Below are 25,638 nucleotides of genomic sequence, written 5' to 3' on the forward strand. Positions count from 1 at the left end.
CTGGCTACTTATCAACAATAATATTTTGGTTCACAACGCTTTGCTCGCTGTTACCTACCATTTGGGCAAATTTATCCAGTGGGTCGGTGCGAAACGCATATAAGCGTTTTAAGGCAAACGGATTATCCCCTAGCTTCACTTTTCCTTGGATTGTCGTCACCGCGATATGTAACCCCGCTTCTTTCGCCGCTTCCATCGCCGATGCGTTATAACCACCAAATGGGTAGGCTAAGTAACGCTGATCCGGCTCGAAGCGGCTCAAAATTCTCATCGATCGTTTAAAATCCAACATGATCGTGTGTTCTTTGCGGCTAAATAAAATCGGCGAGTTGTGGTTGTCTAAACGGTGTAAAAAATGCGTATGGGACTGGATATTAAAAACATCTTGGCTATTTTTAATCTCTTGTTTGCTCATAAATTGCAAAGAATCTGCCGACCACTTTTGCGGCTGCGTTTTAATCCTCGAGGAAATCACAAATAACGTCGCTTGCTGCTGGTTATGCCTTAAAATGGGCAGCGCATAGCGGTAAACCGATTTTAAACCATCATCAAAGGTGAGTACCACAGCTTTGCCCGGTAGATTGGCCGTTTTATTTAAATACTCTTCCACATCTTCTAGAGACAATGTTTGGTAACCCGCCGCTTTCAGGTAATTCATTTGCTCGCTGAATGCCTCAACAGATGTCGTCGTCGAAGTGTGGCGGAAGTTTTTATTTTCGCTATCTTGTAAAATATGGTGATAAGTTAAGATAGGAATGCCTTTATCCAGCGCCACATCCTGTAAACGCACATACCCCAAGCGATCCCCAAGACGAATGGTTAACCATGCGGTTTTCTCACCGTCTTTATCTGTTTTAATCATTCTAGCCAAAACAGGGTAGCGTAGGTTATCCCATAAAGAGGCAATTTGTGGGCTATTGCTGTCGGTTGTACGGTAAACAGGGGTTTTTTGGTGGGTAATCAAATAATCATAAATTGGGTTTTGCAAATCATTCAGTCGATCCACTTCTGGCACATAACGGGGCTTTTTGTTGGTAAAAGATGAGGTTTTCACAAAAGCATAATCATGGCCAAATTGTATTGCGCAGTAATCCCCAGAGGGGGAATAAGCGTAAAAGCCGTGCTCTGCATTTAGCTCTGCAACCGCCCGCATTTCACCTGCAATCGGTGAAAAGATAATTTCTGATGCTTTGGTCTGCACTAATTTTGGCGGGATATCGGCAAGTTTCCAATCATCGGTGCTGTTTATCTCGGCCGCCAACGATTGAGACATTGAATTTACAAGTAACACGCAAAACAGTAAGAAAAATCGTTTACACATTGGTCATCCATCATCCGCTAAGTTTTACCGCGATTATTCTAAACCTACTCAATAATTAACCCTATAGTTTGATAAAAATTTTTATTTTTAATTAAAATCAATAGATTAGCCTTGCCATTATTAATCCCTCAAACTTTTCCCTTTCAAATTAAATGCACCAACTTAAGTTGTTATACCAATTTGAATATTTATTTATGAGTTATCATACAAAATAAAGAGATCTAGCTCATATTTATCATTAAAAAACGGTACATCGGCACAATCTGTAAATCATTTAACAGTTAATTGCAATTCTCACTGCTAGATTGGCTCTCAGTCACTTTTCAACACCTGGGAATAGCAATGAAAATAAAAGAAATTAGCACCTTTATCATGCACGTACCGGTCACCAATGACCTGATCGGCGATTCAACCCATAGCATTACCCACTGGGGAATGCCGGGTGTGATGATTAAAACAGAGTGCGGTTTAGTCGGTTATGGCCACACTGGCACGCACGCAGACATTACAACAGACCGTTTAATTACCACTATCATTGAAGATGTATTTGGCCCAATGTTACTGGGTGAAGACCCGAACGAAGTGCGTTATTTGCACCGTAAACTCACTCGTAGTTCCACCAATATTTGGGTGGGACGTGGGGGGTTAATGCAAATGGCAATCTCCGCCATTGATATCGCACTGTGGGATTTAAAAGCCAAAGCTGCGCAGCAACCTCTGTGGCAGTTATTTGGCGGTTCTAAGCACAATAAAGTGAATGCGTATAACACCGACTGCGGTTGGTTAGTGCGTAGCCAAAACGACCTTGTTGATGACTGTAAAAAAATGATCTTCGAAGAAGGCTTTAAAGCTATCAAGATGAAGATTGGTAAACCGGATCCACGGGAAGATTTACAACGTATCGAAGCTGTTCGCAACGCAATCGGCGACGATATTGACTTAATGGTTGATGCGAATGGTAAATGGGACATCAGCATCGCTAAACAATATGGCCACCGTTTAAATGATTTCAATATCAAATGGTTTGAAGAACCACTGTGGCACGATGATGTGGCTAGCCATAAGCAATTAGCGGCTTATATGGATACGCCAATCGCTTTAGGTGAATTACTGTATCACAATGATTCATTTAAAGAATTTGTACTTGCTGGCGCCGTTGACTACTTACAACCCGATGCAACCCGTTGTGGTGGTTTAACCGCAGTGTGGGAAATTGCCGACCTCGGTATGGCATTTAACCTGCCAGTCACACCGCACCATGGCGATATGATGCAGGCACAATTGCATCTCGTGATGGCGCACCCTGCCTGTTCATTATTGGAATTTATTCCATGGACACTGGATTGCTTTGTTGACCCAGTGGAAGTGGTTGATGGTGTGTACAGCACCCCGACCGCACCGGGCGCAGGCACAACGTTAAAACCAGAAGCATTAGCAAAATTTAACGTGAAATAATAAAAAATCCCTTTCCTGATATTTTAATTATTCACAGCAAAGGAAAGGGAAATATATAACAAGAATTATTCATTTAAATTACCTATTTAATAGCTCTATACTCTACTCTGCTGATTTCTCAGTGGTGGGCTAAACACGTAATAAAAATGAATAGATAACATCATTATCTTATAAAAAATACTGGGGTGAACCATGTCCACCAATATTGACCACTTATCATCAGCAACCAGCAAAGCGATACGAAAAATAATACCGATGGTGGTATTAATGTTCATATTAGCTTACTTGGACCGCTCGAATATTGGCTTTGCTAAACAAGAATTTCAGCTAACAACAGGGTTAAGCGACGCCGCTTATGCATTCGGCGCAGGGATTTTCTTTATCGGTTACGCATTATTTGAAGTGCCGAGTAATATCTTGTTATACCGCATTGGTGCGCGCGTTTGGTTATCGCGTATCATGGTCACATGGGGGTTAATCTCTGCGGCAATGATGTTTGCCCATGATGAAACGACCTTTATTGTCTTACGCTTTTTACTCGGTGTCAGTGAGGCCGGCTTCTTCCCTGGGGTTATTTTATATTTAACCTTCTGGTTCCCTCAAAATATCCGTGCGCGAGTCACAGGCTACTTCCTGTTTGGTGCACCACTCGCATTTATTATTGGTGGGCCATTATCCGGTTCATTGTTGGCCTTAGAAGGCTCATCCTTTGCCTTTGGGTTATATGGCTGGCAGTTAATGTTCGTTGTGGAAGGTTTATTAGCTTCCATTGTCGGGATTTGGGTATTCTTCTACCTTGATGACCGCCCAGAAAAAGCGAAATGGCTAACGGATGACGAGAAAAATGCCCTTGCGGCGAAACTTGCACTAGAAGAAGACGCCAAAAAAGGCCACAGCCCGAAAGGTGCACTGAGTGCCCTGCTAGATATGCGCGTTCTCTACCTGTGCTTGATTTGGTTCACCGTTCAAGTGTGTGGATACGGCATTTATTTCTTCTTACCAACACAAATCGCGACATTATTAGGTAGTAAAGTGGGTGTGTTAGTCGGCTTTGTAACCGCAATTCCACCATTGTGCGCCGCTATCGCGGTTTACTATGTGCCACGCATCTCTGAGCGCTTAAAAGAGCGCCGTAAAGTCGCTGCGATTACCTTTATGTTAGGGGCTGCGGGAATTGCGGTATCAGGCTTATTCGATAGTATCCCAGTGATTGCCATCATTGCACTGTGTGTGGCAGCCGCGGGTCACTTAGCGATGCAACCCCTGTACTGGAGCTTCCCGTCAGCTTATTTAGGCGGAACAGCGGCAGCATCGGGTATCGCTTTAATTAACTCAGTGGGTAACTTAGGCGGCTTTGTGGCACCAAACTTAAGAGTCTGGGCAGAAACCACCTTTGAATCCGCGCGAGCTGGCTTGTATTTCATTGCCTTAGTTGCCTTTATCGGTGGCCTGTTAATCCTCACATTGAAAAGACTCGGCATCGAAAAGAAATTTGAAGATTAATTTCGTTTGATGTGAAACCTTCCCGAGTCATCATTGGTGGCTCGGGATTTTCTATTTTTAGATCAAACTCATTGAATTACCTGTTGCTGTTGTTCATGATTGAACATAACCCTACCCAATGCCATGATAAGGCTTATGACTCATGCAGGGAGCATTCAAATGAACATTGCTGTACAAAACAGTCAGTTGGTTATGACACATGATGAAGTGCTAGATGTTTTACAAACCAATAGCTGGTTCAGTAACCTACCAAATTATTTGATTAGCGCTCTGATGGAGTGCGCCACGCTGCGTTTTTATCATGACAGTGAGATGGTTCACTACCAAGGCGATCCCGCTCGCGGGTTGTATGCGGTCATCCAAGGTTCAGTAAAGGTCAGTTCTATCTCCACTGACGGCCGTGAATGTGTGTTTCGTTACCTTTCTCCCGGCAACTGGTTTGGCGAAATTGCCATGCTGGATAAATCAGCACGTACTCACGATGCAAAAGCCATTAGCCCAACAATCTTACTGACCATTTCCCCAAAAGATCTTTCTCAGATCTTGGAAAAGTACCCCGTTTTCTATCAGTTTTTAAATATTCTGCTCTGTAAAGTGATCCGCAATGCATTCACGATTATTAATGACAGCGCCCTGCTTTCGGTTTCTGCAAGGCTTGCAAAACGCCTTTTAAGTTTAGCGGAAGGCTATGGGGAGCCCCATGAAAAAGGCACTCAGTTAAGTTTATACCTCACTCAAGATGACCTTGCGACGATTATTAATACCACTCGCCAAACTATCAATAAGCGCTTGGTAGCATGGGAAAAATTGGGCTGGATTGATGCAAAATACGGGAAAATTGTCTTAGTGAACCTTCCCGCATTAAAGCAAATTTCAGAGGATGATGAAGACTAGCTAGTCGTTTTGGTCAACGGGTGGGCTATCGGCAAAGAAATAGCGATCCATCGTAAATTCGAAGTCATCACTGGTGGCGTTAAACAACATCTTTTTGGTGTTTTCTAAGTGCTGCCACATGGCTTGCCTTGCGCCTTTTGGGTCGCGACGAGCTAATGCCTGTAAGATTTGGTCGTGTTCATCACACCAACTTTCAATCGAGCGGTTATCGATGTGCTCATGCAGCTTTAACCAATATGGGTTACGCAACCGTTGGCTCCACATTTGTTCGACAATTACTACCATCGCGCTGTTATGGGTCGAAGCCGCAATTTGCATGTGAAATGCCAGATCCCACGCAGAATCACGAAAGCGGTCTTCTTTGCGTGCATTTTTTTGAATTTCAAGCAGTTTTAAAATATCTTCTTTGGTAGCTTGAGTCGCGGCAAACTCCGCAATATGGCTTTCGATCAACTGCCTTGCTTGTAATAATTCAAACGGCCCACAACGGCTAAACTCCAAGCCCCCTTCCGTATTGACAGAGTTATTAGACCGATTGCTGACAACATGTATACCAGAGCCTTTTCGAACATCCACATAGCCTTCCACTTCTAACATAATAATGGCTTCACGGATCACTGTCCGGCTGACATTCATTTCATCTGCCAACAGCCTTTCTGCGGGGAGTTTAGTGCCAACAGGGTATTCATCATTTTCAATACGTTCTTTAACCAGTGCGGCTACTTGCTGGTACAGGCGCGGTTCGCTCTCAGCTGAGCTCATGATTTTCTCCTTTTGCAGTATGGCCTAACTTAGCAACGCTTTTATGCCTTTAGTATAACGAAATTACCCAATGATGGGGAAGCAAGAATATGACCAATAAATAATTCCACCAATAATTGGTATAACACCTTTTAAAGTTATAAACCAGATCGTATAATGCATGAAAATTAGGCAGAAAAATTAAAGATAATCACCCAACTGATCTTTTCAGTCCGATGTACCGCTCAGGGAGCAAAACATGCAAAAAGAAATTATTAAAATACATACTAATGACAATGTCGCCGTCACACTAATCGATAGGTTTGCTGGGGATACATTCACCATTGAAGATCAATCAATTACCTTAAAACAAGATGTGAGCCGTGGCCATAAGATTGCCTTGTCTGCCATTGAAACAGGCAAAAATGTCATGAAATACGGGGCGCCAATAGGCCACGCTACTGTTGACATTAACATCGGAGAACATGTACACACCCATAATACCGCGACCAATCTTAGCGCATTAAATGATTATGAATATCACCCTGAACATAATGCGATTACGGCAACAGTCGCGGATCCAGGCGTTCAACTCTATCGCCGTGCCAATGGTGAGGTGGCGATCCGCAATGAGATCTGGGTGATCCCAACGGTAGGCTGTGTTAACGCCCTCGCCCGCAAAATGATCGAACGATTCCAGAAACAAAATAGCAACGCCGATGATATTGATGGCGTGTATTTGTACAACCATACCTTAGGCTGCTCCCAATTAGGGGATGATCACTTAACTACCCGCACAATTTTGCAAGATATGGTAAAGCACCCGAATGCAGGGGGCGTATTAGTGATTGGACTTGGTTGCGAAAATAACCAAGTTGCCGCCTTTAAAGAAACGCTCGGTGAATTTGATGCAGACCGCGTTAAGTTTATGGTGTGCCAACAATTAGAAGATGAAATTGAAGCCGGTGTTGAGCACCTTAACGAACTTTATCAAGTTGTTAGGCAAGATAAACGCGTTGCAGGTAAACTCAGTGAAGTGAAATTTGGCCTCGAATGTGGCGGCTCCGATGGGTTATCAGGGATCACCGCAAACCCATTATTAGGCTGTTTTTCTGACTTTTTGGTAAGTCATAACGGGACGACGGTATTAACCGAAGTACCTGAAATGTTTGGTGCAGAACAAATTTTAATGAACCATTGCCATGACGAAAACACCTTCGAAAAAACCGTCGAGATGATCAATGATTTCAAACAGTATTTTATCGCCCATGATCAGCCTATTTATGAGAACCCATCACCGGGCAATAAAGCAGGCGGCATTTCGACCCTTGAAGAAAAATCCCTTGGTTGTACGCAAAAAGCCGGTACCAGCCAAGTCATGGACGTATTGAAATACGGTGATCGCCTAACAACACCGGGCTTTAATTTATTGAGTGCACCGGGTAACGATGCCATTGCAACCAGTGCTTTAGGCGCTGCTGGCTGCCATATGGTGTTATTTACCACAGGCCGTGGGACGCCGTATGGCGGTTTTGTGCCCACCTTAAAGATAGCGACAAACAATGAGTTAGCTGCTAAAAAGCCCCACTGGATTGACTTTAACGCAGGCGCACTGTTAAACGGTAAATCTATGAACCAATTACTGGATGATTTTATTTTGCACGTTGTCAAAATCGTCAATGGCGAACAGACCAAAAATGAAATCAATGATTTTCGTGAATTAGCGATTTTTAAAATGGGCGTCACACTTTAATTTCAAGCACATCCCTATTGTTTTCCCCCTGTGGACAGTAGGGATCCTTCTTCGTATTTTCCCCTGTATACAAATTATCAACCATTGTTATTCGTTCATGCACAATAAAGAAAAGTCATCATTTCGCTATTTTTAAGATATGGTAGGATCACGCTGAAATAACGACTTTCAATTTATTAGCAAGGTGAACGATGATAGATCTAAAACTTAGGGAAGCCAGAGACAGCCTATCAACCAAGGAAAAGCAGGTTGCTGAATACATTCTTGCTAATAAAAAAAATATGCAAAGCATCAGTATTCAGTCGTTAGCGCAAGAAAACAAAGTCAGCACCACCACTATTTTACGCCTGTGCCATAAACTCGGTTACCAAGGCTTTAGCGAGCTAAAAATTGATTTAATTTCATCGATTAACAACAAATCATATGGCACGCTGCTGCAAGAAGACATTGATATCAATGACTCGATGGAAACTGTGAATATCAAAGTCAGTCAAATCGAAAAGTCGTCGATAGAAGAAACATGTGCCTTAGTCAATCTCAATGCATTTGCACAAGCTAACGAACTCATCAGCAAAAGCAAAAAAATTGTCATTTACGGTGCAGGTAGCAGTGGGTTAGTTGCCAAAGAGTTTGAATATCAACTCATTAAAATCAAAAAAGACGTTAATTGCCACCTCGATTACAGCATTCAATTTAGCATCGTCAATACGTTGGATAAAAATGACTTGGTGATTGTGATTTCCCATTCAGGGGAAAACCACGAGTGCATTAAGTTACTCACATTAGCGCGTGAACTGCAGGTACCAACCATTGCTATCACCAAGATGGGGCAAAGCTCTGTCTCTTCCTTGGCAGAAACTATTTTGCATACCACATCCACCGAAAATATCTCGCGGATTATCCCTATTCGCTCAAAAATTTCACAGCTGACTGTCATTAATATGTTGATTACTAACCTGTTTATTAATCAGTATGATGAGCGTATCCAAAAGCAAATTAGCACCCGTGCAGAGCGTTTCTCACGCTTAAATAGCAACAATTAATTTTTATTTCTCTTCTTCATCTTCTCGAGGTGGCACGATGTCGCCACTTCGATCTTGCTCACAAAACTGATCCTTTCTCACTCCCTTACCCTTTCCATTCGCTTTTTTTGTGATATTGTTACTTAAAAATAAATATATAAAAGTAATTTTATTACTAAAATAAAAACGAGATACAAAGGGGAAAAAATGAGCTCTCAACTACCCATCATACTGGCAAGCCATGGCCCTTTTGCACAAGGGTTACTGGAATGTGCAGAAATGCTAATTGGCAGTCAGGAAGATATCAGCGTGATATCCATCCAACGAGAAAGCAATATCAATGAGGTCAAACAACAATTATTTGATACCTATCAGCAAGTTAACCAAGGCAATGGTGTTCTCATTTTAGTTGACCTGCTCGGTGGTTCACCGTGCAACTTAGCCAGCGAACTGGTGCTAACACAAAATGATGTTGCGCTGTATTGCGGAATAAATGTCCCGACCTTCCTTGAAATTTTAAGTAACCGTGATTTGCCTTTACATGAAATTCATCAAGTTATCACTGACGTGTTCCCAGACAGCTGCATTAATGTAAGTGAACAACTTAAACCCTTAATTCAAGATGAAACCGAACTTTAGGAGTTAACCATGCCAATTAATGTTGCTCGTATAGATGACAGACTGATCCACGGACAAGTGATTACCACGTGGGTAAAAAACTTCGATATTGAACAAGTTATTATCGTGAATGACAAAGTCGCCAACGATAGCGTACAGCAATCTGTTCTCACCATGGCCGCACCACCTGACTTAAAAGTGGTGGTTTTTGGTGTTGATAAATTTATCAATGTCTTGAAAAAAGCCGAAATCAAACGCCGCACAATGCTGCTTTTCACCAACAGCGTCGATGTGAATAAGCTGGTTGAGAATGGCTTAAAACTTGAAAAACTCAACGTCGGCGGCATGCGGATGCAAGAAGGACGACGCAATTTATCCCGCGCCGTTGCGGTGACACCTGAAGAAGAACAAGCATTTAAGTCGTTAATCAACAATAACGTGGCCGTTGAAATTCAGATGGTACCAAAAGACCCAATTGTTGAATTGAAAACATTACTCAATTAATTCATTTATTTATGCTTATTTTGACCAATAAGCAAGGAGCCTATTATGTTGGTTGAGGCCATTTTAATCGCAATTTGGGCGGGGATTTGTTCGCTGGATGATGTTGGTCCACAAATGCTCCGACGCCCACTGTTAACGGGTACTGTCGCCGGTATTATTATGGGCGATATGGTTCAAGGGTTAGCTATCAGTGCCACATTAGAGTTAATGTGGATGGGTATCGGTAACGTCGGCGCATACTCTGCACCTGATATTATTGCTGGTTCAATTATTGGTGTTGCACTGGGGATCGCTTCAAATGGTGGGATTGCAGCGGGTATTGCCCTCGCCGTTCCTGTCTCCATTTTATGTCAGCAATTACTGATCATTTGGCGCTCGTTTGCCAGTTTCTTAAACGTTTGGGCCAGTAAATCAATACTCGATGGTAACTATAGTGGTTTAACGAAAGTCCATTATTTTTCAACGCCATTATGGTTTTTCATTCGCGCCATTCCGTGTTTTATTGCCGTCTACTTCGGTAGTGACTTAGTCAACAGCATCTTAAATGCCGTTCCAGAAAGTATCCTTACAGGTATGGGTGTCGCGTCTAAACTCATCCCAGCCGTCGGTATTTGTATCCTATTATTGATGTTACTCAAAGGCAGAATGTGGTTCTTTTTCCTACTCGGATTCATGCTTACCACTTATTTAAAACTGCCAATCATTCCAATTACTTTTATCGCCCTAGCTTTCGCCGTCCTGTATGACATGGCGTTCGCTAATGGCATGCGCCAAGCACCAGAAGAAAAAGCGACTCAAACCTCCCAGAAAAACGAAGAAGAGGAGTATGACCTATGACCGATATCACTACCGATTCTGTTTCAGATACGGCTTCTGAACAGAAAAAACTCACGAAAAAAGAGTTAAATGGGATGTTTTGGCGAATTCAGACCATGTCATTATCCTATAACTACGAAAAGCTACAAACCATCGGTTTTGCACATTGCATGGTGCCTGTACTCGATAAGCTGTATGAGAAGGCCGACCAAGAAACACGTATTAAAGCGATGCAACGCCACTTTGAATTCTTTAATACCCAAATAAACGCAGGGGCCCTGATCCTCGGTGTGACTGCCGCGTTAGAAGAAAAAACCACTGAAGAAGAAAAAGAAGCCGTTGTTTCCGTAAAAGCTGGCCTTATGGGCCCCTTTGCAGGGCTTGGAGACAGCTTATTGAAATTTACGTGGCTGCCAATCTGCGGAAGTATCGGGGCTGCCTTTGCACTTCAAGGCAATATTATCGGCCCGATACTGATGTTCCTGCTGTTTAACATCGTCAACATCGGTACCAAATATTTCTTTATTCATTACGGCTATAACAAAGGGGTTGATTTAATCGAGCAGTCGAAAAAATCAAATATTATTCAACGTATTACTAATATAGCGAACGTCGTCGGGGTGATGGTCCTAGGCTCCTTGATAGCCACCACCGTCAAGCTCTCTACCCCGCTAACCATTGCCGTGGGTGAACAGTCCATCAAAGTACAAGAGATGTTTGACAAAGTTATCCCTAACTTACTAACCCTATTATTTGCACTCGGGATTTTCTTCCTCGTACGTCGGTTACAAGGAAAACATACAGTTGCACTGATTGTGGCCATTATGGTTCTCGGCGTGGTGTGTTCTATGTTTGGAATTTTAGGATGATTAAGGAAAATATATGGAAATCGCAGTAAATCGAATTAACGCGTCCACGCTGGAGATTAAATTCAGTGAAATACCCAGCTCACCCGCGGCTTTATATTGGACAGATGAGGCGAATACGCAAATTCGCCCTGAGAATTTTATTACCGATAAACTGGAAAGTGCACTGACCGTGCACGACCCTTTAAATGCCAAACAACGTATTTATTTTATCTTGCAAACCGAAAGTGGGTGCCAACTGTTTGCTGAACGAACCTTGCCCATTGAAGGGCTAAATAACTTTCGTGATTTTGGGGGTTATATCACAACGGAAGGGAGGCAGGTCAAATGGGGGATGTTATATCGCTCTAACCACCTGTTTAATTTAAGTGAGCAGGCCAAAAATTATCTTTCTCACCTCGGTATTAAAAGTATTATTGATTATCGAACTCAAAATGAAATCAATAAATTCCCCAACTGCCCTATTGGTGAAGATAAAACCTATCATTTAGATGCAACGGCACAAACCGCAGAGCTTGCAGCGCAGTTTGCGGCCTCGCCAGACAATGAAGATAAAGCGTTAATCGAAAGCGTTATCCACCATATTCCCAAAGAAATGGTTAACGGAGATGGACTGCAAATATTGGAGCAATATCGCCAATTTGTTATCAGCGAGAAATCTAAAATTGCCTTCCACCAAATGGTTAAAGTATTGCTCGATGAACATAATAGCCCGAGTATTCAACACTGTAGAGGTGGTAAGGACCGAACAGGTTATGGCGCTTTGCTGATCCTTTCAATGTTGGGCGTCCCCAAGAAAACCATTGTGCAAGACTATATGGTGACGCATTTTAATCGGCTTGCACGTAATGAAATTAAAATGGCAGGCTATCGAAAGATCACACAAGACCAAAATGTTTTGGATTATTTACTTTCATTAATCGACACCAAAGAGGCGTTTATTATTGAAGTCTTTAATGCAATGGAAGAAATGTCAGGCTCAGTTGAAGCTTATATTAAAAATGAGCTTAAATTTGCCGATGACGATATCAAAAAATTGAAAGCCATTTATTTAGATTAATTTTATTTAAAAAAAATAAAATCGATTAATTTAGCTGATTAAACGCTAGGAAATTTTATTTTCAAAAAATGACAAAATAGCCACATTGAATCGCTCTTTGTGGCTATTTTTATTTAAAAAATAACAATAATGATTAAATACCTAAAATCATTATTAACTATTTTTATTGCGTTCAAATATGAATGATTAAAAATTTACTTTTGACCATAATACGCGTTTTTGCCGTGCTTACGTAAATAATGCTTATCTAACAGTTCTTGCTGCATTGCCCCTACCGCAGGCTGTAATTGGCGAGTAAATAAATTCATATAGGCAATTTCTTCCAGAACGACCGCATTATGCACAGCGTTGTCAGGGCTCGTTCCCCATGCAAAAGGGCCGTGGCTATTGACTAAGACCGCAGGAACATCTTTTGCTGTAATGCCTTTTTCTTTAAAGGTTTCAATGATGACATTACCCGTTTCCCTTTCATAATCACCGGCAATTTCACTTTCCGTCATTAAACGCGTACATGGAATTTCACCATAAAAATAGTCAGCGTGTGTGGTACCTAACGCGCTTAATGGTTGCCCTGCTTGCGCCCAAATGGTTGCGTGGCGCGAGTGAGTATGCACGATACCACCAATTTCTGGGAATGCCTTGTAAAGGGCTAAATGGGTATCTGTATCAGAAGAGGGACGGTATTTCCCTTCTACCACTTTCCCCGTTTCTAATGAAACAACAACCATGTCTTCTGCCTGCATGGTTTCATAATCCACGCCCGATGGCTTAATCACCATTAACCCTGCTTCACGGTCAATCCCACTCACGTTACCCCATGTGAACGTCACTAAGTTGTGTTTTGGTAAAGCAAGGTTCGCTTCAAAGACGTGTTGTTTGAGTTTTTCTAACATAATGATCCCCTAGCTATAAAATTTGCTTAAATATCAACAACAAAAATTTATTCTCTGGGTATGTTTTGTGTGTTGATAACCTGTCTCTACCTATTAAGGTAAACAGATTTTGCTGATTTAAAAAGCAGCCACATTTACAAACTCGCAACAATTCAGACTAAATCGGTCACACTCGGGCGCATTTGGTCATATTTAGTCTATTTCAATGCGTGGAAATATGACCGAATCAGCCTAACCATTTTTGTTTCTCATGAATCAGATGGAAAGATAACGCAAATAACCGAGACTCAAGTCACATATTTAATGTAACAAGCAACATACATTTCAAATACAGACAATACAGATCACTTTAAAATGCTTTGTTTTTTTCAAAAAGAGATTACTTGAATCCAGTCACGACAAAAAAAAAGTAACGCAGGCAGAATAAATATCGTGGAAAGAATAGGAGCTAAAAATGTTACAAGCCGAACGCCATAAATTAATTTGTTCCCATGTTACTCAAAATGGTTCGGCGTTAGTGCGTGAATTAGCTCAGTTATGCTTAGTTTCCCAAGAAACGATCCGCCGTGATTTAACCGCACTGGAACGCGAAAACCGTATCATTCGTAGCTTCGGTGGCGCTGTCGCCATTGACCAAGAAGAAATGCCGATGGTCAACGTAATGCCATCTTCGGTCAAACTCAGTCAAATGGTTGATGGTGCAGAGTCTTTTCGCAAAAGAACTGAAGAACACCCTGATGCGAAAATGAAAATATCCAAAGCTGCGCTGAAATTTATCCAGCCTGGCGACTGTATTATGTTAGATAACAGCAGTACATGCTGGTTTCTCGCAAGGCAAATTCCAGACATCGATATTACGGTGGTCACGAATTCCGTCAAAATTATCCAAGCCTTAGCGTGCCGCGACCGAGTTCGTGTTATTGGGATTGGCGGTGAATATTCAGAACGCCATGATGACTTCCATGGCCCGATTGCAGAAAGCATTATTCGTAGCTTCCAAATTAAAACCTTATTTTTATCATGCCAAGGTTTTAATATTGAAAATGGTATTCGTGATGGTAGCGAAATAAACTCAAAACTAAAAAACATTATGTTGCAGGTCTCTGAGAATACCGTTTTGCTCGCAGATAACAGTAAGCTTGGGAAATATGCATTTAGCCAAGTTTGTACATTCGATGCTATTAACGTACTCATTACCAATAAGCTGAATGATACTAATTTTCAAACGCAATTTCCGAATTTGAATATTATCGAGTGTGATAAGTAATTTATTAAAATATAAAAAGCCCGTAACCGTGATGTAAGTAAAATAATAATTGTTAATTTATTTTCTGTATTAAAAAAGTGCAGGGATATTATGTACCCATAATTCCTAGCACCTAATTATAGGCATACCTAAATTCGATAATACCATTGACCCTACGTTGATGAGATAGCCGACTTTAGTATCCATCTACACTAAGGAATACAACTATGAACATGAAGAAGCTAGTTTTACCTTGTTTAATGAGCGTTGCACTGTTTTCAAATGTTGCGATGGCTGAATCTCAAAAAGCACAAAAACCATTTACTATGGGCGTTGTGGTGAAAGTCGGTGGTATTCCTTGGTTTAACGTGATGGAACAAGGGATTACCGAAGAAGGTAAAAAACTCGGTGTGAATGCATTCCAAGTTGGTCCAACAACCGCTGACCCTGCGGAACAAGTTCGTGCAATTGAAGATTTAATCGCGAAAAAAGTGGATGTGATCGGTGTCGTGCCAAACGATGCAAAAGTGCTTGAGCCTGTACTGAAGCGTGCTCAAGAAGCGGGTATCAAAGTTATCACCCACGAATCACCAAACCAAACTAACGCAGACTGGGACTTCGAATTACTCGACACCCAAAGCATGGGCGCTAACCATATGAGAGATATGGCAGCCTGTATGGGTGAAGAAGGTAAATACGCCATGTTTGTTGGTAGCTTAACCGTTCCTCTGGTAAATGAGTGGGCAGATGCCGCTATTGCTTACCAAAAAGCCAACTACCCGAAAATGCAAATGGTCGATGACCGTTTCGGTGTCGCTGAATCCGTTGATGACTCAATGCGTACCGCTAATGACCTGTTATCTAAACATAAAGACCTAAAAGGCATCATGTCATTCGGTTCACAAGGCCCTATCGGTGCGGGTCGTGCTATCGATAAACGTCGTAAAAATGCGGAAACTTGCGTATTCGGCACCTTTACCCCAGGCCAAGGCATCAAATTACTGGAAAAAGGCGCGATTGATGGCGGCTATATTTCCAATCCAAAAGTGGCAGGGCAAGTTTTCGTTCAAGTTGCGACCGCAATGATGAATGGCGAAGAGATCAAAGATGGTGTTTCAATCGGTGATATGGGTGAAATTAAAGTCAGTGGCAACACAATTTTAAGCGATAACCCAGTCAACTTGAATATTGAGAACACCAAAAAACTGGTTGAAGTCGGCCTGTAATTACTCTCTATAAAATGTCATATAAAACAAAAAAATAAGATTTACCCAGATTTTAAATTTTCTGTTTTCAAATCGTTCGAGTTGCCCCCAATAGCGCGGTAGCTCGAACGCTGAAGAACAAGCCAACACCAATTTATTTGCAGTAGGAATTGTACTTATGACAACCACCTCAAAAGTTGACAAATCCGATCCACTCATTACCTTGCGCGACCTTTCCAAAAGCTTTGGCGGCCACCGCGCGCTACGCAATATCGATTTGACGCTCAACAAAGGTGAAGTGCACTGCTTAGCAGGCACGAATGGGTGCGGGAAGAGCACACTGATCAAAACCATTAGTGGCGTCTATGCCCCTGATGACGGAAGTAAAATTGAGATTGATGGCAAAGGCTATAACCGTTTAACGCCAGACAAAGCGCGTGAATTAGGCGTGCAAGTTATCTACCAAGATTTATCGTTATTTCCGAACTTAACCGTTGCGGAAAATATCGCTTTTGAGCTGAATCTCAAAGGCTATTTTGGCTGGTTTCGTAAAAAACAACTGCGCGAGAAAGCATTAGAAATCTTAAATGAGCTGTCTTTTTCCATCAATCCAGACACCCCCGTGCAGTTTTTACCTATCGCCCAACGCCAGCAAGTGGCAATTTGCCGTGCATTAGTTGCAGACGCACGTCTGGTGATTATGGATGAGCCAACGGCGTCATTAACCCGTACTGAAGTAAACCAACTTTTATCTACTGTTAACTATTTAAAAGATAAAGGGATTACAGTTGTATTTGTTAGCCACCGTTTGGAAGAAGTAAAAGAAATTTCAGACCGCATTACGGTTATCCGTGATGGGCAAAAAATTGGCACATGGCCAGCTGAGGGCCTCACTACCCGTAAAATTACTGAACTCATGACGGGTTTAGACATCGTCCATGAACGTAAGCCACCGAATAATGCCGAAGACCGCCGTTCAGTGTTAGAGCTGAAAAACTTAAGCCGTGCGGGGCAATATAGCGATGTATCACTGAACTTAAAACGCGGTGAAGTACTGGGTTTATGTGGGTTGTTAGGTTCTGGTCGTACCGAGCTCGCCTTATCACTGTTTGGGATCACCCACCCAGATAGCGGTGAAATGAACATTGAAGGCAAGCCCGTTAAATTAAAAAATAACACCGATGCGATTAAACACGGTATTGGTTATGTGTCTGAAGACCGCCTGACATTAGGCGCGATTCTGCAGCAATCTATCGCGGACAATATGGTGATTTCAATTCTGGATCGCCTCAAAACTCCACTGCATTTAATCGATGAAAAACAGTGCCAAGACATTGTGCAAGAGTGGATTGCCGACTTAGACATCAAAGTCACTGACCCGAATAACGCCCTCTCGACATTATCTGGCGGTAACCAACAAAAAGTGGTACTGGCAAAATGGATTTTAACACGCCCTAAAGTGTTGATTTTAGACTCGCCAACTGTTGGGGTCGATATTGGTGCAAAAGACAGTATTTATAAACTGATCCACCGTTTATCCGGTGTCGGTATTTCCATTTTGTTAATTACCGATGAAGCCTCCGAAGCTTATTACAACTGCGACCGAATTTTACATATGAAACAAGGCTCTATTGTCAAAGAAATTGTGACGGATTCCATCAATGAGCAGCAATTGGAGGAAATCATCAATGGCTAATTGGCAAAAACTTCGCCCCCAATCTGTTGAAGGTTGGTTAACATGGGTCATCTTGATTATGGTGGTTTTCTTCACCACCATGAGCCCGCAATTTCTGACGATCCAAAATTTACTCGACCTGAGTGAAAGCTATGCCGTCACCGGTATCTTTGCTTTAGGGTTATTTGTTGTTTTAGTCACGGGCGGAATTGATATTTCCTTCGCTGCGGTGGCCTCCGTCGTTCAATACGTCATTGCCACGTGGCTGCTGCAAGGCTTTATTGCCAGCCCTGCATTAAGTATCACGCTGGCAATTATCATCGGGATCACTTTCGGCTTAATCAACGCGATTTTAATTTACTCACTGAATGTGGTGTCGATCATTATCACTATCAGTATGCAATCACTGCTATTCGGTATGTTGATGTGGCTAACCAACGGGCACAGCATTTATGACCTGCCTGATTGGTGGGTCGACCCTGTGACTATCTTACCTTTCGAGGTAGACGGGGAATATTACCAAATTGGCTTACCACTAATTGTCATGTTGGGGATCGCCTGTTTAACGTGGATTTTAATGAACAAAACCCACATTGGCCGCCAACTTTATGCAGTAGGAGGTAGCCAAGAATCGGCATCTCGTATCGGTATTCGGGTATGGGTTATCTACCTGTTTGCGTACGGTTATCTCGGTGCAATGGCAGCCATTGGCGGCATGTTGCAGACCTACCGTATGAGCGAAGTTGTTCCAAGTGCCCTCGTTGGTGGTGAGTTAGATGTGCTCGCAGCAGCCGTATTAGGTGGCGCTAGCTTATCTGGTGGGCGCGGAAGCGTTATCGGTACGCTGATGGGAGTATTCCTCATCGGTATCTTGAAAAACGGCCTTAACCTGATTGGTGTCTCAAACTACTTCGTCAATATCGTCATCGGTATGGTTATCCTCATCGCGATTTCTATTACCCATTATAAGAAACGCAAAGAGACGGACGTAGGTTTTGTTTAACAGGAATATCACCATGAAAAAACAAGCTTTTTTTAAAATTGATGGCTCTGTTATCGGACTGCTTTCAATCTTTGTACTGGCTATCGCGGCCTTCAGCATCGCTATGCCGGGGCACTTTTTCACTCAAAATACTTTTTTGAGTATTACCTTCCAGCTCCCAGAGTTGGGCTTACTGACATTTGCCATGTTCGTGCCTATGTTAAGCGGTGGCTTGAACCTTGCGATCATCAGTACTGCCAACTTAACAGGGTTGTTTATGGCGTGGGTGTTCATTAATTACCTCCCCGTCGATGCAGGTACTGGCACGCAGATTATGTGGCTGGTGATTGCATTAGTGGGCGCAACTGTGATTGCCGTGATTATCGGTAGCTTAACAGGGTTAATGATTTCCCATATCGGTGCCCACCCTATCCTTGTGACCTTAGGGACAATGACCATCATCAGCGGCATTGGCGTATATCTAACCAAAGGCGCGGCGCTCAGTGGGATGCCACCGATTGTACGCGCTATCGGTTCTGATACCGTCTTTGGTGTACCGATTGCCATGATTATCTTTATTGTCACCGCTATTTTATTGGCGCTGTTCTTAGGCTGCACCCGCTTAGGCAAAAATATCTACATGAGCGGCAGCAACATCAACGCAACGTGGTTCAGTGGCATTCGAACTGACCGTGTAATGATTGCGATTTATACCATTTCGAGCCTGCTGTGTGTGCTAGCAGGGCTGATTATGATGGCGCGCTTTAACTCGGCGCGTATGGGATACGGTGATTCTTATTTATTACTGACCATCCTTGCCATCGTATTAGGCGGAACTAACCCATTCGGGGGAGTTGGTAAGGTGAGCCGTGTGTTCTGTGCGCTCTTGGTTTTGCAGGTGATTGCAACGGGTTTAAGCCTGCTCGGTATCAGCTTGCACTTTAACCTTGCGGTTTGGGGTATCACCTTAATCTTGGCGTTAGCATTCAAATTCTTTAAAGAAAAATGGAGCGCCAAACGTGCTATGACCCGTAACCAAAAACTCAATAAAGCATCGTCACAAAGTTAAATTTTTCAGGGAGATTATTATGCGCAAGCATCCGATTGGAATTTACGAAAAAGCCTTACCGAAAAACAGCAGCTGGTTAGAAAAGTTAGCTATAGCCAAAGCCGCGGGATTTGATTTTGTTGAAATGTCAGTGGATGAAACTGACGAGCGCCTTGCCCGATTAGACTGGAGCCAAGCAGAACGCTTAGCGCTCGTCAAAGCCATGCAAGACACTGGCGTTCGTATCCCAAGCATGTGTTTGTCTGGTCATCGCCGTTTCCCGTTTGGTAGCCACGATGAAGCCACCCGCTTAATGGCATATACCTTAATGGAAAAAGCCATCAAACTGGCTCAAGACTTAGGTATCCGTACTATCCAGTTGGCTGGATACGATGTGTATTATGAAGAACAAGATGCCCAAACCATTGCAAATTTTGAAAAAGGTATGCAGTGGGTGAGTGAAATCGCCGCCGCTTCCCAAGTGATGTGTGCGGTGGAAATCATGGATACGCCATTTATGAACTCCATTAGCAAATGGCAAGCATTGTCCGACAAGATTCGCTCGCCATGGTTCAGCGTTTACCCTGATGTTGGCAACCTAACGGCTTGGGGCAATGATGTGGAGCAAGAATTCACAAAAGGTATTGAACATGTTGCGGCCATTCATTTAAAAGATACTTATGCCGTTACAGACACCTGCAAAGGGCAATTTCGCGATGTGCCATTTGGTGAAGGCTGCGTCGACTTTGTGAATTTATTCAAGCTATTAAAACGTCTAAATTACCGTGGTACTTTCTTAATTGAAATGTGGACGGAAAAAGCGGATGAGCCACTCGTCGAAATTATTAAAGCACGTCAGTGGATGGAAGATAAAATGCAGCAAGCGGGTTGGAACAACGCGTAAAGGAGCCCAAAATGAGCACATTTTTTATGGGTGTTGACCTCGGCGGAACCGTCATTAAAGCGGGGATCTACACGCCTGAAGGCCAAGAAATTACCGTTGCTGAGCACCCGTTTCCAACAGAAAGCCCAGAGGCGGGCTTCAGCGAACGGAATATGGACGAACTATGGCAAGCCGCTTGCCATGTTATCCGTGATGCCATCAAAAATAGCCGTTTAAATGCATCCCAAATTGCAGGGGTCAGCTTTTCTTCACACGGAAAAGGCCTGTACTTACTGGATAAATATGGCAAGCCTGTTCGCAAAGGGATTGTGTCCTCAGATTCACGGGCTCAAGCCATTGTCGATGCATGGCATCAAAATGGTACCGCAGACAATGCTTATCCGCTGAGCTTACAGCAGTTGTGGGCTTCCCACCCTGTCGCATTATTGCGTTGGTTAAAAGAAAACGAGCCCGATAACTACCGTGATACAGGCCATGTTTTGATGGTGCACGACTATATTCGTTACCGCCTAACAGACCAAATCGCTTGCGAAGAAACCAATATTTCAGGCAGCCAACTGTTTAACCAAATCCAATCAAGTTATGACCCTAAGCTTTGCCAACTTTTTGGCATTGATGAGGTGAATGATAAGCTTGCTCCTGTTATCAATTCCGCAGAACTTGCAGGGACGGTGACACGTCAAGCCGCTGAAGAATCCGGTCTTGTGGAAGGAACTCCCGTATTTGGTGGCTTCTTTGATGTGGTTGGTGCGGCATTAGCGTCTGGTGTCAGTCAAAAAGACAAACTCAGCGCCGTTGCAGGGACATGGACGATTTCCACCCGTGTTTTCGACGAAATTGTTCCCTCAGACTACCCGTATGTTTGGAGTAAATACTGTATTCCAGGCACCTATTTTGTCCACGAAGGCAGCCCAACATCAGCCAGTAATTTAGCGTGGTTTACCCGCCATTTCTTCAACCAACGCTTGCAAGACTATGACGAGCTGAACCATTGCGTCGCTGAAGGGGCAACACGGAAAAATGACATATTATTTTTCCCATGGCTGTACGGCTCGAACTACCACAGTAACTTACATGGCGGGTTATTAGGGTTGAGCTCACACCATACCGACGCTGATATTGTGTATGCCATTTATCAAGGCATCGTGTTCTCGCATTTACTGCACCAAGACCGTATTGTAGGCCTTGATAATGCCACTGAGTCCATCCGTTTCACGGGAGGGCCAACACAATCACCACTGTGGATGCAAATGTTCTGTGATGCGAGTAACTTGCCGCTAGATGTTGTGAACGTGCAGCAATCAGGCTGCCAAGCTGCGGCACTGTGTGCTGCGGTAGGAACGGGGTATTATTCAGGTTTTGATGCGGCGATTGCCGCGAGTACGCCAAAAATCACCACATACCAACCTAATGCGCTAGGTCACCAGCAATTACGTGATAAATTCGCCCGTTTTAAAGCAGTCGCGGATGCATTGAGTCGTCATTAAATACACAAAAATCATCAAGGCAGCGCTCAATGTCAGCGCTGCCTTTTTTGTTCAATTAATCCGCAATAATTTTTGTGTTAAGGGTTGCAGGGGAAAGTACAGTATCCTGCGGTAAACTGTCATATTTCACAAACTCATCTCTTGGGAAAACAAACACATCGATGTCTTTTTCAGGTGTGATGCTGTCCGCGACAATGCTTTTTGCTGGTGATGTCAGGTTCGTTTCAACCCCTAGCCAAGACGCAAAGTAATCAAATAAATTCCACTCACTTAATGTTTCATCACGGAATTCACGCTGTGTATCGTCCGAATTCATCACCACTAATGGAATTTGATATGCCCCTTTCACCAATTGGCCGTGGCGTAGATACAAGTTGCCTTCTTTAATGAAGCCTTTATATTCTGCTTCCAAAGCCGCAACGTGTTGTTTGTTCGCTTTCACTAAACCTTGTCCATGGTCAGCAAAGTACAAAATAGAGAATGGATTTTCGCCATTTTTATTGTTTTCTTGCAAAATGTTATACACATCACCAATAAAATCATCACTGAGTTTTATCCCTGACACATAACAATTCACCAGGCTGCCCCATCTAGTATCAAACTGTTCAGGGTTGATGTTGTAATTCTCTTTGATAAGCCCACATGCGCCTTTTGGCCAGCCATCATGATGTGGCCCCCACATATGCACAAAAATCACTTTTTCTTTATCTGACGGGTTATTTAACGCGGCTTTAAAGGCAGGCAGCATTTTGAAGTCATTAGTCAGTTTATTGACACTGTCATCAACCGTGAATTTCTCTTGCACAAACAAGTTGTCAAACCCAGCTTTGCTGTCCCTTACCGGTAAAAAATAATTGGCTTTTAAAAAGTAATTTGTGAAGCCGATTTCATCGTCTCCAAAGCTACCGTTATTACCAATATAATAGGTTTCATAGCCCGCTTGGTTGGCAAGGTCAACAATGGAATTATTGTTGTAGTACGGCTTTTCGTGGTGCTCCGTGATAGTGCTAAGATCATTTTTAGCTAATGCGCGCGTCAGTGTTGGCACGGTATTTGACGCAGCGCTGATAAAGTGGTTAAAAAAACGGCCATTGACTGAAGACAAAAACGGCGTGTTTTCTAATGGATAACCATAGGTGTGCATATAGTTTTTATTGGTACTTTCCCCGATGATGACGACTTTTACCTTGTATTTGTCCGCATTTTTCTTGGTAATTTGAATATCCGTTTTGCTATTCACGCCATAACAAAGGTCGGCGTTGGATTTTGCTGCTTGTATTAGTTCAGGCGTACATGCTTTGGTATAAACGCCTGCATTTTCGGTAGTACTCGCCTGCGCCCATGAAACGGTAGTCAGTAACAGCGTGCTGTAGAGTGTGGTGGTATTGATTAATTTCATCTCCAGATCCTTCATTTTTATCGTTTATTTTTTCTATACTGGTGAAGCAAACTGATAAAATTTTTTCCATAGCGCTTTTCCATAACTGTTTTCCATAAAAGAATGCACCAAAATTTCATCATTCAATTAATATATTGAAATAATATTTCATTAAAAGCGCTAGGTTGAGAAATTGGGATGCAAGTAGCAATAAAAAATATCTAAAATGGAAGAAAAAAAGAGCTTGTTAGTGTTACTACCGCCTTTAACCATCTTTTAATTTTCTTATTAAACAGTTAATTACTAATTTATAACCGCCCCCTATTGGCAATTTCCTTCGATTGCATTCATTACATGAAGAGTTGTGATAGAGATCGGTAATTCAGCGTTTGCCAAGCACGGATTAGTGATACAGCTCCAAGTTTCCATTTTCCTCACTAGAAATCAAAATGGAACCGATTCCATAATAAGTTATTCGCAGTGGCAATAGGGTTTATCCCCCCAAGAAGATAGAGGAAAGTCATGAGCAAAGAGATTATTGTCGTCACCGCCGCCTACGGCGCACAAACCGTAAAACAACTTGGCGGCCAACAAGCTTTATTTGATGCTATTCAAGGGGCAAACGCGGAGGGTGCCGAGATCCGCCAAGAGTTATTACTCCCTAACGATAACCTTGATGATATCGCTAACGGGCTACAATCACGGCAGCTCAGCGCAGTCTATTCTGTGCCAGATACCTTATTTCAGCATCATGCACCGATTGAAATCACAAAACTTAAGCATTATTTGGATGATGCCAAAAAATTGAATGCCCGTTTCCTTAAACTCTCATTAGGTGATCTACCAGAACATTATGATTTAACGGATGTTATTAACCTACTTAAACATTATTCCCCCCAGTTAGTTATCGAAAATGACCAAACTGAGGTTGGTGGGCACATTGCACCACTCAAACGCTTTTTTGTGGATGTCGTGGAAAAAGAGCTGCCAATTAAAATGGCATTCGATATGGCCAATTGGCACTGGCTCGGTGAAGACCCTGTCGTTGCCGCGCAGCATTTTGCCCCTTTGGTCGCTTATATCCATGTCAAAGCCTGCCAGTTACGTACGGATAATAAACGCGTTGCTGTTGCCCTTGATGATAGCGACGGGTCATGGAAAGCCGTCTTAAACTTACTTCCTAGCAACGCTTCCCGCGGGATTGAATTCCCGCTTGAGGGTGATGACCTGCTTACGGTAACTGAACACTATGTTTCTCTGTTAAAGGAGATTTAATTCATGAAAAATCAATTAGATGTTGTAACCCTCGGCGAAGCCATGATGATGTTTGTGGCAACAAATACGGGCGAGCTCCATGAAGTTGAAAGCTTTGTCCGTCGTGCCGCAGGCGCAGAGCTGAATGTGGCGATAGGCCTTTCCCGTATCGGCTTAAAAAGTGGTTGGGTAAGCCGCCTTGGCAATGACTCTTTTGGGCGTTTTATTCAAAGTACATTAGATAAAGAACACGTTGATCATCAATGCGTTAAATTCGATGGAAATTACCCAACGGGTTTTCAGCTCAAATCTAAAGCTGAAAATGGAACCGATCCCAAAGTGGAGTATTTCCGCAAGGGCTCAGCGGCAAGCCACTTAGAGCTCACTGATTTCAATGAAGATTATTTTTCCTCTGCCCGCCACTTGCATTTAAGCGGTGTCGCCGCAGCGCTTTCTGCCACTAGCTATCAATTATCGCTATATGCGGCAAAATGGATGCGAAATGCGGGAAAAACATTATCTTTTGACCCTAACTTACGCCCATCATTATGGCGCAGTGAAAATGAAATGGTGGCGCAATTAAATCAGTTAGCCTTTCACGCCAATTGGGTCTTGCCGGGCTTAACAGAAGGGAAAATTCTCACCGGTTTTGATCAGCCTGAAGCCATTGCCGATTTTTATCTATCCCAAGGGGTAGAAGCCGTTGTCATCAAAACAGGTGAGCAAGGCGCTTATTATAAAACATCGAACAATCAGCAAGGTATCGTCCCTGCTTACTTAGTCAAAAATGTGGTGGATACCGTGGGCGCTGGCGATGGCTTTGCCGTTGGGGTTATCAGCGCGCTTCTTGAAGGGTTATCTTTACCTCAAGCCGTTGAAAGAGGAAACTTTATCGGTGCGAGAGCTATCCAAGTGATTGGTGATAGTGAAGGCTTACCGACGAAAGCACAGTTACAGCAAGAAATGATGGCATTTTCCCCCTCAACTACCGCAGACGCTACGTGCTAAGAAGG

At 42.9% G+C, this 25,638-nt stretch carries 23 protein-coding genes; 19 read left to right on the forward strand and 4 right to left on the reverse strand.

The window, feature by feature from the left end; genetic code table 11:
* Positions 1-4: 4 nt before the first annotated feature.
* Positions 5-1,321: a polysaccharide deacetylase family protein gene (locus tag ABWP91_RS06975; RefSeq protein WP_353242647.1), complete on the reverse strand. Its 1,317-nt coding sequence runs from the start codon at positions 1,319-1,321 to the stop codon at positions 5-7.
* 342 nt (positions 1,322-1,663) lie between these two features.
* On the opposite strand from ABWP91_RS06975, the gene ABWP91_RS06980 reads away from it, so the two are divergent.
* The 3 genes from ABWP91_RS06980 to ABWP91_RS06990 all read left to right on the forward strand — a co-directional run bounded on the left by ABWP91_RS06980 (position 1,664) and on the right by ABWP91_RS06990 (position 5,173).
* Positions 1,664-2,776 (forward strand): mandelate racemase/muconate lactonizing enzyme family protein, encoded by a 1,113-nt coding sequence (locus ABWP91_RS06980; protein ID WP_353242648.1) that lies wholly within the window; start codon positions 1,664-1,666, stop codon positions 2,774-2,776.
* A 192-nt stretch (positions 2,777-2,968) separates the two neighbouring features.
* Positions 2,969-4,279, forward strand: coding sequence for an MFS transporter (locus tag ABWP91_RS06985; RefSeq protein ID WP_353242649.1), 1,311 nt, complete (start codon positions 2,969-2,971; stop codon positions 4,277-4,279).
* Positions 4,280-4,438: 159 nt separating this feature from the next.
* The gene (locus ABWP91_RS06990) at positions 4,439-5,173 is read left to right on the forward strand and encodes a Crp/Fnr family transcriptional regulator (protein WP_353242650.1); all 735 of its coding nucleotides are present in this window, start codon (positions 4,439-4,441) and stop codon (positions 5,171-5,173) included.
* On the opposite strand, the gene exuR is transcribed toward ABWP91_RS06990, so the two are convergent.
* The gene (gene exuR / locus ABWP91_RS06995) at positions 5,174-5,935 is read right to left on the reverse strand and encodes a transcriptional regulator ExuR (protein WP_353242651.1); all 762 of its coding nucleotides are present in this window, start codon (positions 5,933-5,935) and stop codon (positions 5,174-5,176) included. It lies immediately after the preceding gene.
* A gap of 238 nt (positions 5,936-6,173) precedes the next feature.
* Between exuR and ABWP91_RS07000 the strand changes: the two genes are divergently transcribed.
* The 7 genes from ABWP91_RS07000 (at position 6,174) to ABWP91_RS07030 (ending at position 12,553) form a co-directional block, all read left to right on the forward strand.
* Positions 6,174-7,667, forward strand: a complete 1,494-nt coding sequence (locus ABWP91_RS07000; protein WP_353242652.1) for a UxaA family hydrolase — start codon at positions 6,174-6,176, stop codon at positions 7,665-7,667.
* Between the two features lie 191 nt (positions 7,668-7,858).
* On the forward strand, positions 7,859-8,710 hold the full coding sequence (locus ABWP91_RS07005; RefSeq protein ID WP_353242653.1) for a MurR/RpiR family transcriptional regulator: 852 nt from the start codon (positions 7,859-7,861) through the stop codon (positions 8,708-8,710).
* 186 nt (positions 8,711-8,896) lie between these two features.
* Positions 8,897-9,328 carry a PTS sugar transporter subunit IIA gene (locus ABWP91_RS07010; RefSeq protein WP_353242654.1) on the forward strand — a complete coding sequence of 144 codons (432 nt, stop codon included), beginning with the start codon at positions 8,897-8,899 and terminating at the stop codon, positions 9,326-9,328.
* Positions 9,329-9,337: 9 nt separating this feature from the next.
* Positions 9,338-9,811, forward strand: a complete 474-nt coding sequence (locus ABWP91_RS07015; protein ID WP_353242655.1) for a PTS sugar transporter subunit IIB — start codon at positions 9,338-9,340, stop codon at positions 9,809-9,811.
* Positions 9,812-9,856: 45 nt separating this feature from the next.
* Entirely contained in the window at positions 9,857-10,648 is a 792-nt protein-coding gene (locus ABWP91_RS07020; protein WP_219244717.1) for a PTS mannose/fructose/sorbose/N-acetylgalactosamine transporter subunit IIC, read from the forward strand.
* On the forward strand, positions 10,645-11,496 hold the full coding sequence (locus tag ABWP91_RS07025) for a PTS system mannose/fructose/sorbose family transporter subunit IID (RefSeq protein ID WP_353242656.1): 852 nt from the start codon (positions 10,645-10,647) through the stop codon (positions 11,494-11,496). Before ABWP91_RS07020 ends, ABWP91_RS07025 begins: the two co-directional genes overlap by 4 nt.
* A gap of 13 nt (positions 11,497-11,509) precedes the next feature.
* The gene (locus ABWP91_RS07030) at positions 11,510-12,553 is read left to right on the forward strand and encodes a tyrosine-protein phosphatase (RefSeq protein ID WP_353242657.1); all 1,044 of its coding nucleotides are present in this window, start codon (positions 11,510-11,512) and stop codon (positions 12,551-12,553) included.
* 194 nt (positions 12,554-12,747) lie between these two features.
* On the opposite strand, the gene araD is transcribed toward ABWP91_RS07030, so the two are convergent.
* Positions 12,748-13,446 carry an L-ribulose-5-phosphate 4-epimerase gene (araD, locus tag ABWP91_RS07035; RefSeq protein ID WP_353242658.1) on the reverse strand — a complete coding sequence of 233 codons (699 nt, stop codon included), beginning with the start codon at positions 13,444-13,446 and terminating at the stop codon, positions 12,748-12,750.
* 454 nt (positions 13,447-13,900) lie between these two features.
* Between araD and ABWP91_RS07040 the strand changes: the two genes are divergently transcribed.
* The 7 genes from ABWP91_RS07040 to ABWP91_RS07070 all read left to right on the forward strand — a co-directional run bounded on the left by ABWP91_RS07040 (position 13,901) and on the right by ABWP91_RS07070 (position 21,993).
* Entirely contained in the window at positions 13,901-14,713 is an 813-nt protein-coding gene (locus tag ABWP91_RS07040) for a DeoR/GlpR family DNA-binding transcription regulator (RefSeq protein ID WP_353242659.1), read from the forward strand.
* A gap of 212 nt (positions 14,714-14,925) precedes the next feature.
* Positions 14,926-15,918 (forward strand): substrate-binding domain-containing protein, encoded by a 993-nt coding sequence (locus ABWP91_RS07045; protein ID WP_219249519.1) that lies wholly within the window; start codon positions 14,926-14,928, stop codon positions 15,916-15,918.
* Between the two features lie 157 nt (positions 15,919-16,075).
* The gene (locus ABWP91_RS07050) at positions 16,076-17,593 is read left to right on the forward strand and encodes a sugar ABC transporter ATP-binding protein (RefSeq protein ID WP_353242660.1); all 1,518 of its coding nucleotides are present in this window, start codon (positions 16,076-16,078) and stop codon (positions 17,591-17,593) included.
* Positions 17,586-18,575 (forward strand): ABC transporter permease, encoded by a 990-nt coding sequence (locus ABWP91_RS07055; RefSeq protein WP_353242661.1) that lies wholly within the window; start codon positions 17,586-17,588, stop codon positions 18,573-18,575. Before ABWP91_RS07050 ends, ABWP91_RS07055 begins: the two co-directional genes overlap by 8 nt.
* Before the next feature lie 13 nt (positions 18,576-18,588).
* Positions 18,589-19,623: an ABC transporter permease gene (locus tag ABWP91_RS07060; protein WP_219244722.1), complete on the forward strand. Its 1,035-nt coding sequence runs from the start codon at positions 18,589-18,591 to the stop codon at positions 19,621-19,623.
* A 19-nt stretch (positions 19,624-19,642) separates the two neighbouring features.
* Entirely contained in the window at positions 19,643-20,506 is an 864-nt protein-coding gene (locus ABWP91_RS07065) for an L-ribulose-5-phosphate 3-epimerase (RefSeq protein ID WP_047756407.1), read from the forward strand.
* An 11-nt stretch (positions 20,507-20,517) separates the two neighbouring features.
* Complete coding sequence (locus ABWP91_RS07070) at positions 20,518-21,993, forward strand: FGGY-family carbohydrate kinase (protein ID WP_353242662.1); 1,476 nt, start codon at positions 20,518-20,520, stop codon at positions 21,991-21,993.
* Positions 21,994-22,048: 55 nt separating this feature from the next.
* Here ABWP91_RS07070 and ABWP91_RS07075 read toward each other — a convergent pair whose 3' ends face one another.
* Positions 22,049-23,392 carry a phosphoethanolamine transferase gene (locus ABWP91_RS07075; protein WP_353242663.1) on the reverse strand — a complete coding sequence of 448 codons (1,344 nt, stop codon included), beginning with the start codon at positions 23,390-23,392 and terminating at the stop codon, positions 22,049-22,051.
* A 501-nt stretch (positions 23,393-23,893) separates the two neighbouring features.
* Between ABWP91_RS07075 and ABWP91_RS07080 the strand changes: the two genes are divergently transcribed.
* The gene (locus ABWP91_RS07080; RefSeq protein WP_353242664.1) at positions 23,894-24,646 is read left to right on the forward strand and encodes a sugar phosphate isomerase/epimerase family protein; all 753 of its coding nucleotides are present in this window, start codon (positions 23,894-23,896) and stop codon (positions 24,644-24,646) included.
* A gap of 3 nt (positions 24,647-24,649) precedes the next feature.
* The gene (locus ABWP91_RS07085) at positions 24,650-25,633 is read left to right on the forward strand and encodes a sugar kinase (RefSeq protein ID WP_353242665.1); all 984 of its coding nucleotides are present in this window, start codon (positions 24,650-24,652) and stop codon (positions 25,631-25,633) included.
* The last annotated feature ends 5 nt before the right edge of the window (positions 25,634-25,638 follow it).

This window comes from Providencia sp. (assembly GCF_040396775.1).
Taxonomy (GTDB): Bacteria; Pseudomonadota; Gammaproteobacteria; order Enterobacterales; family Enterobacteriaceae; genus Providencia.

Coding starts and splice junctions, on each gene's coding strand:
- ABWP91_RS07005 (WP_353242653.1), top strand. CDS start 7,859: ATGATAGATCTAAAACTTAGGGAAGCCAGAGACAGCCTATCAACCAAG.
- ABWP91_RS07010 (WP_353242654.1), top strand. CDS start 8,897: ATGAGCTCTCAACTACCCATCATACTGGCAAGCCATGGCCCTTTTGCA.
- araD (WP_353242658.1), bottom strand. CDS start 13,446: ATGTTAGAAAAACTCAAACAACACGTCTTTGAAGCGAACCTTGCTTTA.
- ABWP91_RS07015 (WP_353242655.1), top strand. CDS start 9,338: ATGCCAATTAATGTTGCTCGTATAGATGACAGACTGATCCACGGACAA.
- ABWP91_RS07020 (WP_219244717.1), top strand. CDS start 9,857: ATGTTGGTTGAGGCCATTTTAATCGCAATTTGGGCGGGGATTTGTTCG.
- ABWP91_RS07065 (WP_047756407.1), top strand. CDS start 19,643: ATGCGCAAGCATCCGATTGGAATTTACGAAAAAGCCTTACCGAAAAAC.
- ABWP91_RS07045 (WP_219249519.1), top strand. CDS start 14,926: ATGAAGAAGCTAGTTTTACCTTGTTTAATGAGCGTTGCACTGTTTTCA.
- exuR (WP_353242651.1), bottom strand. CDS start 5,935: ATGAGCTCAGCTGAGAGCGAACCGCGCCTGTACCAGCAAGTAGCCGCA.
- ABWP91_RS06990 (WP_353242650.1), top strand. CDS start 4,439: ATGAACATTGCTGTACAAAACAGTCAGTTGGTTATGACACATGATGAA.
- ABWP91_RS06975 (WP_353242647.1), bottom strand. CDS start 1,321: ATGTGTAAACGATTTTTCTTACTGTTTTGCGTGTTACTTGTAAATTCA.
- ABWP91_RS06985 (WP_353242649.1), top strand. CDS start 2,969: ATGTCCACCAATATTGACCACTTATCATCAGCAACCAGCAAAGCGATA.
- ABWP91_RS07070 (WP_353242662.1), top strand. CDS start 20,518: ATGAGCACATTTTTTATGGGTGTTGACCTCGGCGGAACCGTCATTAAA.
- ABWP91_RS07080 (WP_353242664.1), top strand. CDS start 23,894: ATGAGCAAAGAGATTATTGTCGTCACCGCCGCCTACGGCGCACAAACC.
- ABWP91_RS07040 (WP_353242659.1), top strand. CDS start 13,901: ATGTTACAAGCCGAACGCCATAAATTAATTTGTTCCCATGTTACTCAA.
- ABWP91_RS07085 (WP_353242665.1), top strand. CDS start 24,650: ATGAAAAATCAATTAGATGTTGTAACCCTCGGCGAAGCCATGATGATG.
- ABWP91_RS07075 (WP_353242663.1), bottom strand. CDS start 23,392: ATGAAATTAATCAATACCACCACACTCTACAGCACGCTGTTACTGACT.
- ABWP91_RS07055 (WP_353242661.1), top strand. CDS start 17,586: ATGGCTAATTGGCAAAAACTTCGCCCCCAATCTGTTGAAGGTTGGTTA.
- ABWP91_RS07030 (WP_353242657.1), top strand. CDS start 11,510: ATGGAAATCGCAGTAAATCGAATTAACGCGTCCACGCTGGAGATTAAA.
- ABWP91_RS07000 (WP_353242652.1), top strand. CDS start 6,174: ATGCAAAAAGAAATTATTAAAATACATACTAATGACAATGTCGCCGTC.
- ABWP91_RS07060 (WP_219244722.1), top strand. CDS start 18,589: ATGAAAAAACAAGCTTTTTTTAAAATTGATGGCTCTGTTATCGGACTG.
- ABWP91_RS07050 (WP_353242660.1), top strand. CDS start 16,076: ATGACAACCACCTCAAAAGTTGACAAATCCGATCCACTCATTACCTTG.
- ABWP91_RS06980 (WP_353242648.1), top strand. CDS start 1,664: ATGAAAATAAAAGAAATTAGCACCTTTATCATGCACGTACCGGTCACC.
- ABWP91_RS07025 (WP_353242656.1), top strand. CDS start 10,645: ATGACCGATATCACTACCGATTCTGTTTCAGATACGGCTTCTGAACAG.